The 8,073-nt window shown below is 27.7% G+C and carries 8 protein-coding genes and 2 pseudogenes; 1 reads left to right on the forward strand and 9 read right to left on the reverse strand.

What is annotated here, in order from left to right:
- The 9 genes and pseudogenes from AB6A63_RS00990 to AB6A63_RS01030 all read right to left on the reverse strand — a co-directional run.
- A partial coding sequence (locus AB6A63_RS00990) for an SVM family protein (RefSeq protein WP_370430834.1) occupies positions 1–389 on the reverse strand: 389 nt, incomplete at its 3' end.
- A gap of 32 nt (positions 390–421) precedes the next feature.
- Positions 422–829 (reverse strand): SVM family protein, encoded by a 408-nt coding sequence (locus AB6A63_RS00995; RefSeq protein WP_370430835.1) that lies wholly within the window; start codon positions 827–829, stop codon positions 422–424.
- A gap of 69 nt (positions 830–898) precedes the next feature.
- Entirely contained in the window at positions 899–1,624 is a 726-nt protein-coding gene (locus AB6A63_RS01000) for an effector (protein WP_370430836.1), read from the reverse strand.
- A gap of 69 nt (positions 1,625–1,693) precedes the next feature.
- On the reverse strand, positions 1,694–2,854 hold the full coding sequence (locus AB6A63_RS01005; protein WP_370430837.1) for a hypothetical protein: 1,161 nt from the start codon (positions 2,852–2,854) through the stop codon (positions 1,694–1,696).
- Positions 2,790–3,665, reverse strand: coding sequence for a hypothetical protein (locus AB6A63_RS01010; protein WP_370430838.1), 876 nt, complete (start codon positions 3,663–3,665; stop codon positions 2,790–2,792). The genes AB6A63_RS01005 and AB6A63_RS01010 overlap by 65 nt, the downstream gene beginning before the upstream one ends.
- Positions 3,666–3,940: 275 nt before the next feature.
- Complete coding sequence (locus AB6A63_RS01015; protein ID WP_370430839.1) at positions 3,941–6,265, reverse strand: AAA family ATPase; 2,325 nt, start codon at positions 6,263–6,265, stop codon at positions 3,941–3,943.
- A gap of 42 nt (positions 6,266–6,307) precedes the next feature.
- A pseudogene (locus AB6A63_RS01020) lies at positions 6,308–6,598 on the reverse strand (HU family DNA-binding protein).
- A 34-nt stretch (positions 6,599–6,632) separates the two neighbouring features.
- Positions 6,633–6,962: a single-stranded DNA-binding protein gene (locus AB6A63_RS01025; protein WP_370430840.1), complete on the reverse strand. Its 330-nt coding sequence runs from the start codon at positions 6,960–6,962 to the stop codon at positions 6,633–6,635.
- Between the two features lie 230 nt (positions 6,963–7,192).
- Complete coding sequence (locus AB6A63_RS01030) at positions 7,193–7,798, reverse strand: sigma-70 family RNA polymerase sigma factor (protein ID WP_370430841.1); 606 nt, start codon at positions 7,796–7,798, stop codon at positions 7,193–7,195.
- Between the two features lie 141 nt (positions 7,799–7,939).
- On the opposite strand from AB6A63_RS01030, the pseudogene AB6A63_RS01035 reads away from it, so the two are divergent.
- A pseudogene (locus AB6A63_RS01035) lies at positions 7,940–8,073 on the forward strand (ATP-dependent zinc metalloprotease FtsH); the annotation flags it as partial.

Here is an 8,073-nt window from a genome sequence, read left to right on the forward strand (position 1 = left end):
ATTGTAGGATCTTGATAAGAACGACTTAAAATTGTGTTTGCTATTTGATTTTGTTCATATGAATAATCCCAAATTTTTTCATTTATACACTTTAAAAATTTTATATCAGAAAGTCTTTGATAAAGATTTTTAATTGTTTGATCTAAATTATTTAATTGTTTTTTTAATTTTATATCATCATCTAAATGATAAATGTCAAAATATGAAATTTTAGTAGCTAATTCTTTTTGTTCTAAATAAAGTTTATTAATTTCATTATTTATTGAATTTTCATCATTTAAATTATTCATCGCCATTACTTGATGAATATTATTAGTAATTAAAAACAATCCTAAAAAAAATAATAAACAAATACTTATTATTTTAAATTGATTTTGTAATTTAAACATTAATTAAATCTCCTTTTATTAATTCAGAAAAATTATTTTTGTTCATATTGCCAAAAAATATACATATTTTCAGCTCCATTGCCCATTTGTTTTAATTCTTCTAAAGTATATTTATCATCTTCATCATCTCTTGTATTATTATCAAAAAAAACACCTAATAAATTATGAGGTGGATTTTTAATTTTCCATATCATCGCAAATTTTTCTATGTTCCCATTATAACGTGGACCAGATAGTGTAAAATCAAAATATTGTGAAAATGGTTGAAAATTTTTAATACTGTTAATATCTGAAAAAGTTACATTAACGATTCTCATATTACCAATACGCTCTTCATGAGGGGCCGCTATCACTTGGTTATTATTAGTAATTAAAAAAAATCCAAAGAAAAATAACTTAAATATATTTAAGAATAATAAATTATTTTTTATTTTAAACATTATTAATTGAATATCCTTTAATTTTTTATTCCTTTAAATTTTAATATATTTAAAGTTGATATAATTTTATCACCAGTCAGAGCTGGTTCTTTTTTTACTTTCGGCTTCTTTGGCTTTATCGTTATTGTGTTTATCTTGGTAAAGAGATAAAGTTTTTCTTTTTGGGTTAAAGTGAAGGTGGAAATGGGTTAATTTGAAATTGGCATCGTGGACGAAAGCGGTGCCAAGGTAGTAGTCTTTGTCGTCGTCTAAGAAGTATTTAGGGCCTTGGTATTTAAGTATTAAATGGTTACCGCCTGGGCCTTCGTGTTGTTGTTTTTCGAATCTAACATATAAATATAATTGACTGTCATCTTTTTTATTGAAAGAAGAGCTTTTAAAGCCGTTTAGAGTGGTGTGATTATAGGTATCACCATCTTTATTCCAACGGTCGAAAGGATGACGGTCTTTGATGTAACAAACTAAGTTAGATGGTTCTTTTTGGGTTGCGAGGCGTTCTTGGATTACACCCAATTCAAAAAAACCGAGTTTTTCTTTGTTAGTGAGTTGTTGCTGATAATAACCAATTCCATTAAGACCATCAAAAGTGTATTTAGCTCTAATCATTGTACATTTTTTATTAGTGTCATACCATTCTTCAATGTTTTCGAATGCGGTTTCTTTGAAAATAGGAATTTCTTCTTTTGGTAATTTAATGATTTCCATTTCGGTTAAAACAATCCAACCAATCAATAAACATAATAATAACATGAAAATGATAAAAAACCATTTAATGATTTTTTTAATTTTGAACACGGTTCTTTTTCCTTTCAAATAATTTTTTAATATACCAACATTTTAACACATTTAACTTTTTCATTTTAATTAAAACCATTTTTTAAACCAATAAGTTACAATTTTGTTGGATTTATTTATTGCTTGAACGATTTTGTTACCTAAAGGTCGCATTGAACCTTTCCAGGTTATTTGGTCGTCTAGGGTGTCTTTAGTTTGTTCGTATTCTGTTGTTTTTTGGGTTAATTTATCACATTTTTTTTTTAATTTTTCTTTAGTTGCTTCATGGGCTTTTTGTTCGTCTTTTAGTTGTTCTTTGAGTTTATTGATTTCATGACGGAGTTCGGCGTTTTCTTCGATATATTTACTAGACGCGTTTTCTAAAGCTTTAATGGTTCCTTCTAATGATTGAATGTGTAATCCTTGTTTAACACATTTGTCGATTTGTTGTTCTAATTCTTCGCTTAAACGGTTAATTTCATTGGCTTGTTCGTTGATGATTTGATTTAAGTGGGTGATTTCTTGGTCTTTTTGGTAGATAGTTGCTTGATATTCTTTTTCTTTTTGTTGAAAATTAGTAGTTAATTGATTGATTTCCTTTTGGAGTGTTTGTTTTTCTTGTTCAGATAAAGTTTTATTATTGTCTAATTCTTGTTGTTTGGTTTCGATTAAGGATTTTTGTTCTTGGAGTTGGGATTGGAGTTTTTCGGTCATTTGGTTTTGTTCGTTGATTTGATTGATTAATTCATTAATTTGTTTTTCTTTTTCAGTGTTAATGGTTTTTTCTTGATAAAGATCAGTTTCTAGTTGATTAATCTTTTGGTCTTGGTTAAAGATTTCGTTTTCTTTAGAACGGATTTTGTCAGTTTGTTGATTAATTTCTTTTTGAAGTTCTTGTTTTTCTTGTTGGGATAATTTTTGATTGTTTTCTAATTCTTCTTGTTTTTGAGTTAAATCATGTTCTAAATTAGCTTTTTGTGTTTCTAAAGTTAAACTATTAATTTTTTCTTGTTGAAGTTGAATTTCTAATAAGTTTTTGGCTTTGATGATTTCTTCAGGAGTTAGTTGTTGTGTTTCTGTTGTTTGGTTAGTTTCTTTTAATTCCTCACCAAGTGATGGTGTTTGTTGGAGTTGTTCTTGTTGAAGTTGAATAGGTTCAGTTGGAGATTTTTCAACTGAACCTTTATCAGGGATTGTTATGGTTACCAGTTTGACTTTCTTCTTGAGTTGGTTCTTCTTTAACTTCATCATTATTATTAGTTAAAGTTGATTCTTCATTTTCAATAATAGTTGGATTGAATGTTTGTTGAACGGATGGCGTTTGTATATTGGTAATTGAAGGGTTTTTAATTTGATGGGTTAATTGTTGTGGTGGATTAGGGGTTTTAGTTTCTTCTTGATAAAATTGGTAAAGTTCGAAAGCAGTTGAAGCTAAAGAAACCCAAAATAAAACTTTACCACCAATTTTAAGCATTTTACCAGCGACATTCGCTATTTTTGAAGTAGCTTTTTTTTGAATGATAGTTTTAGTTCCTTTTATAATAGTTTTTTGGGTGCCACTTTTTAACCAATTACCGACTTTGCCAATTCCTAAACAAATACCGATAACACTTAAAGTAGTTTCTAGATAATAGCCTAATTTATTTTGTGGCGAAGGATTATGAGTAGAGTTTTGGTTATTACCTGTTAATTTACAATAGATATATTCGATAAAAGTACGAATTGGTTGTGTGGCTTTATCATATAACACTTTAGTTTTAATTGTGGCGGTTTCCGTGAAAGCGTTTATTTGTTTGAAAACTTCAGGAAAGAATTTGAAAAGAGTCCAATAGATACCACCTCCAATTAATAATAATGGGATACACCAGATCAGGATATGAAAGAAAATTTTAATGATTTTAAGAAACCAGTTTTCTTTTTTAGTTTGAGTTTCGATTATTATTTTAGGAGTTGGATTTTTTCTTTTGATAATTATTTCGTTAGATTTATTGTTTTTGGTTTGATGTGATTTTTTATTTTTTTTTGATTTATTATTTTTAGTTTCGATTATTTTTTTAGACATATGATTTTACTCGCTTTCTTGATTGGATTTAATTTGAATTATTATAAGTTCCTCTAAATTATTTAAATCTTTATCAAATTTTTCAAAATTACTTTTTGTTTCTTGTTGAAATTTATCTATTTCTTTTTCAAGAAGGTTAATTTTTTGTTTTAAAAAAGACTCTCATTTAGAGTCTTTTAATGTTGGTGAAATTATTTTTGATTTTAAACATTAATTAAATCTCCTTTAATTTTGATTCCTTTAATTTTAACATATGGTAAGTTGTTAAGTTTTTATCACCAGTCAGAGCTGGTTCTTTTAATATATTCGGCTTCTTTGGCTTTATCGTTATTGTGTTTATCTTGGTAAAGAGATAAAGTTTTTCTTTTTGGATTAAAGTGAAGGTGGAAATCGGTTAATTCGAAATTGGTATTGTGGACGAAAGCGGTGCCAAGGTAGTAGTCTTTGTCGTCGTCTAAGAAGTATTTAGGGCCTTGGTATTTAAGTATTAAATGGTTACCGCCTGGGCCTTCGTGTTGTTGTTTTTCAAAATTGATATTAAAATATAATTGACTGTCAACTTTGGTATAAAAAAAAGAAGAATTAAAACCGTTTAGAGTGGTGTGATTATAGGTATCACCATATTTATTCCAACGGTCGAAAGGATGACGGTCTTTGTTGTAACAAACTAAGTTAGATGGTTCAGGTTGGGATTCGCGACGATTTTCGACTAGTTTTAATTCTTTTCTTAATTTTTCTTCTCGAGCTGGATATCTTTTAAGTTTAGTTTTAATATCCATAATTTCTTGGTTTTTATCTTTGATAGTTTGTTCGTATTTGTCAGGGGTTTGGTTTAAAGTTATTAACTCTTGTTCTAATTGGGAGATTTTATTTTCTTTGTGAATTTTAGTTAATTGCTGATTAATATTATTTAATTCTGTTTGGATTTGATAATATTGACGTTCGTAATAACCAATTCCATTTAAATCATCAAAGGTATAGTGACATTCAATTTTAGTTTCATCTTTGGGTTTGTCTAAATGTTGATTGATACCTTGACTCCATTGTTCGTATTGGTTTTCACAAGCTTCTCTTCTTTTTTTAACTTGTTGATGATCAGGTTTTATTTTTAATTTTAAATTTAAGACTTCTTCGATATCAGAAGGTAACATGACTGCGTGAGTTTGAGGGTTTTGTTGAGACCATTTAGCCGTTTTTTTATAAGCTTCTTCGATGATGGTTGTTAAATCACGATTGGATAAGTTTTTTCCTTGACATAATTGAGTAATCTCTTTTAAAGATAAGAAGGTGTGATAACTGATTTGATAAGGGGTGATAATATGTTTTAAATAACCTTCAATTTCGGAATCTTTTAAATGACCGATATAGATTTCTTTACTAAAACGACTGCGTAAAGCCGTATCAATTTTATGAAGATTGTTAGTCGCTCCCATTAATACAATTTTTTTATTACTACTATTAAAACCATCTAGTTTATCTAATAAAGTATTAATCACATTGACTCCTCCTGAAGAAATGTTGGAATCATTACGATTTTCTAATCCTTCAATTTCATCAATAAAGATAATGGTTTTTTCATGACTTTCTGCTTCTTGCCACACTTTCTCCACTTCTTTTTCTCCTTCACCGATGTATTTTTGTCGGAATTTGGCAGGAATTAAATTAATAAAGTGAACGTTAGCCTCGCCACAAAGAGCTTTGATTAAAAAGGTTTTTCCTGTTCCTGGTGGACCATAAAGTAAATAACCTTTAGGACGAACTTTATCAAAGTTAATTAAAGATTGGTGGGTGCGAAAATAAGTCAATAAATCTTCTAATTCTTCTTTTTCTGTTTCCATGCCATATACATCTTTAAAAGTTATTTTGGATTTAGCATGAGGAAGAGGTTTATTTTCTTTTAAATGATTTAATTGGGTTTGTAAATTGTTCTTTTGTTTGTTAAAATAAAGCTTTTGGCCTTCTAAGAAAAGGTTAAAATCATTTAAATTTTTTAATTCGGTTTGGTTTTTCCGATATTCTTTTTTTGTTTTTAATTCTTCAAGGTTTTTTTGATTAGCTGCGACATAATTAATTGCTTGTTGAAATTGGGAAATTTGTTGCTGGAGGTTTTCTTGGGTTCGCAGTTGATCCTTTTCTTTAGCTAATTTTTCTAGTTCTTCTTGTTTTTCTTTTTGATTTTGGTTTAACGCTCTTCTTTGTTCTAATAAATTATCGACTAAGGTTTGTTGAGTTTGTTGTTGATTTTTTAGTTCGGTTAATTGTTGTTGTTTTTGAGTTTTCGTGTTTGGGGGTAATTGTGGGTTATTAGTTAATTCATTTTGCAGAGTTTTAATTTTGGCAATAATGTCGGTTAAAGTTTTAACATTTTCATCAATTTGGGTTTTTAAGGTTTGATCTTTTTGTTGTAATTCTTTGATTTTGGCTTGTTCTAATTTGATTTGGTGGTCGATCTCTTGTGGTTGTGTTGATGAAGGTTGTTTAGTTAATGATGGAGTTTTAGTTGTTGAGTGAGAATGAGTGATACCAAAGATTAATAAAATCAAGAAACCTAAACTTAATAATCCGATCAAACTCAGATAAATTTTTTTATTTAATTTCATGAATAACCTCCTTTCTTAGGTTTTTGAAAGAAAATAATTTGGTTATTTTAAAATTAAAGTTTTCGCTTGGTCTTTAATGGTTTTAGAAAGTTTGAAAGTGACTACGGTTTTGGCAGGAATTTTTAGTTTTTTCTTTGTTTTAGGGTTTCTACCGATGTAGGCTTTTCTTGGTTTTAATTTGAATTTGCCAATTTTAGAGGATAAAGACACTTCTTCATTAGATGAGATTGCTTTAATTAGAGTATTCTCAAATGAGTTATAAAATTCTTATGTTTTTGAAATTGAGGTTTTATTTACCTCAGCTATTTTTTTAATTAGTTCTTTTTTATTCATGTTTTTTTCTCCTTAGTTTATGAATTTATTTTTTTTAAAAAGATAAATTTTCTTGTGGTTTATTATCTAAAAAAATAATCTGGTTAATAATTACTTTAGTATTAGTTTTGGTTTGGCCTTCATTATTGGTGTATTTTTGAATGCTTAATATCCCTTCAAGATAAATTTTCGAACCTTTATGTAAATATTTCTTCATGTTTTCGGCTTGTTTTCGAAAAGCGACACAGGGGATGAATTGGGTTATATCTTTGATATTAACCGCTAATTGAAAATCAATTTTAGGGATTTGTTCGTTATTACTGTTGATGTATTGTTTTTCTAAATCATGGCTTAGACGACCGATTAATTGAACTTTATTTAACATATTTTATTTTTCCTTTTTTTTGATATATTTTTTTAATTTTTTCATTATTAAAACTTTTGAAAACAAATATATTGGACGATTATCTAATTTGTTGATGTTGGAATCATTTATTACTGTTGTTTCAAAAGTTTTATGTTTGGTTTTGATATAAAAAAAAGATTACTTTGAAAGTAATCTGGTTTTTTTATTGTTTCAAATAACTAGTTTAACGTCATTACGGACGAGAAAGGTTAACGTTTTTTTAATTTTTTGATAGCAATGTTTTTAATATTTTCTATTTGTTTTAAAGATAAATTGAGTTTTTCAGCGATTTCGGCGTTGGTATAACAACTTTGATAATCTTCATTGATATTCCCTAAAGGAACACCAAAACTTAAATGGATAATTTTGAATTCGGTTTCGCTTAATTTAGCTTTCATTTTTTTTAAAAAATTTTCATGCTTAACTTGTTTTAACCATAATTGATGAGGATTTAGTTTATTTATTTGATATGGTTCACAAAAATCTTCTTGAAAAGAAAGATTATCCTTTTTATGATTTTTTTGTGGGATTGAGGGAGAATGGCTTTTTCTTATTATTTCTCTTATTTCCGATTTGATGGTTGGAGTAGCATAAGCGATAAAGTCATAACCTAAATCTTGGTAATGATTGAGGGCTTTGATTAATCCTAAAACCCCTTCTTGGTATAAATCCTCTTTTTGAAGGACACGCGGATAATATTTAAATTGCTTAACTAATTTATTTACTAATGGCAAATGTAAATCGATTAATTGATTTCGTATTTCTAAATTCTTTTTGTTTTTTAAAAAATCTTTAAATAATTCTTCTCTTAACATTTAATCCCTTTCTAAAAACGTTTTTAGAAAAGATAAGAAATTATTTTTTTAGTCTTAGAAAAGAAAAAAAGACTAACTTAATAGTTAATCTTAAAGAATTTTTAAAAAGTAAAAAGTGTCTAAAGTTTTGGAACACCTCAATATAACTTAATGTTACCTCAAGAAGAAACATTTTTTAATTCAGATAAAAGAATGTTAGCTCAAATCACTTCTTTTTTAGGTGGAAGAGTCGCTGAAGAATTAATTTTTGATGAAGTATCTTCTGGAGCTTATGA

It is taken from the genome of 'Camptotheca acuminata' phytoplasma, assembly GCF_041276565.1.
Classification (GTDB): Bacteria; Bacillota_I; Bacilli_A; order Acholeplasmatales; family Acholeplasmataceae; genus Phytoplasma.

Bases quoted from the DNA above. Each gene is read 5' to 3' on its own strand.
- AB6A63_RS01015 (WP_370430839.1), bottom strand. From the start codon at position 6,265: ATGAAATTAAATAAAAAAATTTATCTGAGTTTGATCGGATTATTAAGT.
- AB6A63_RS01010 (WP_370430838.1), bottom strand. From the start codon at position 3,665: ATGTCTAAAAAAATAATCGAAACTAAAAATAATAAATCAAAAAAAAAT.
- AB6A63_RS00995 (WP_370430835.1), bottom strand. From the start codon at position 829: ATGTTTAAAATAAAAAATAATTTATTATTCTTAAATATATTTAAGTTA.
- AB6A63_RS01005 (WP_370430837.1), bottom strand. From the start codon at position 2,854: ATGATGAAGTTAAAGAAGAACCAACTCAAGAAGAAAGTCAAACTGGTA.
- AB6A63_RS01025 (WP_370430840.1), bottom strand. From the start codon at position 6,962: ATGTTAAATAAAGTTCAATTAATCGGTCGTCTAAGCCATGATTTAGAA.
- AB6A63_RS01030 (WP_370430841.1), bottom strand. From the start codon at position 7,798: ATGTTAAGAGAAGAATTATTTAAAGATTTTTTAAAAAACAAAAAGAAT.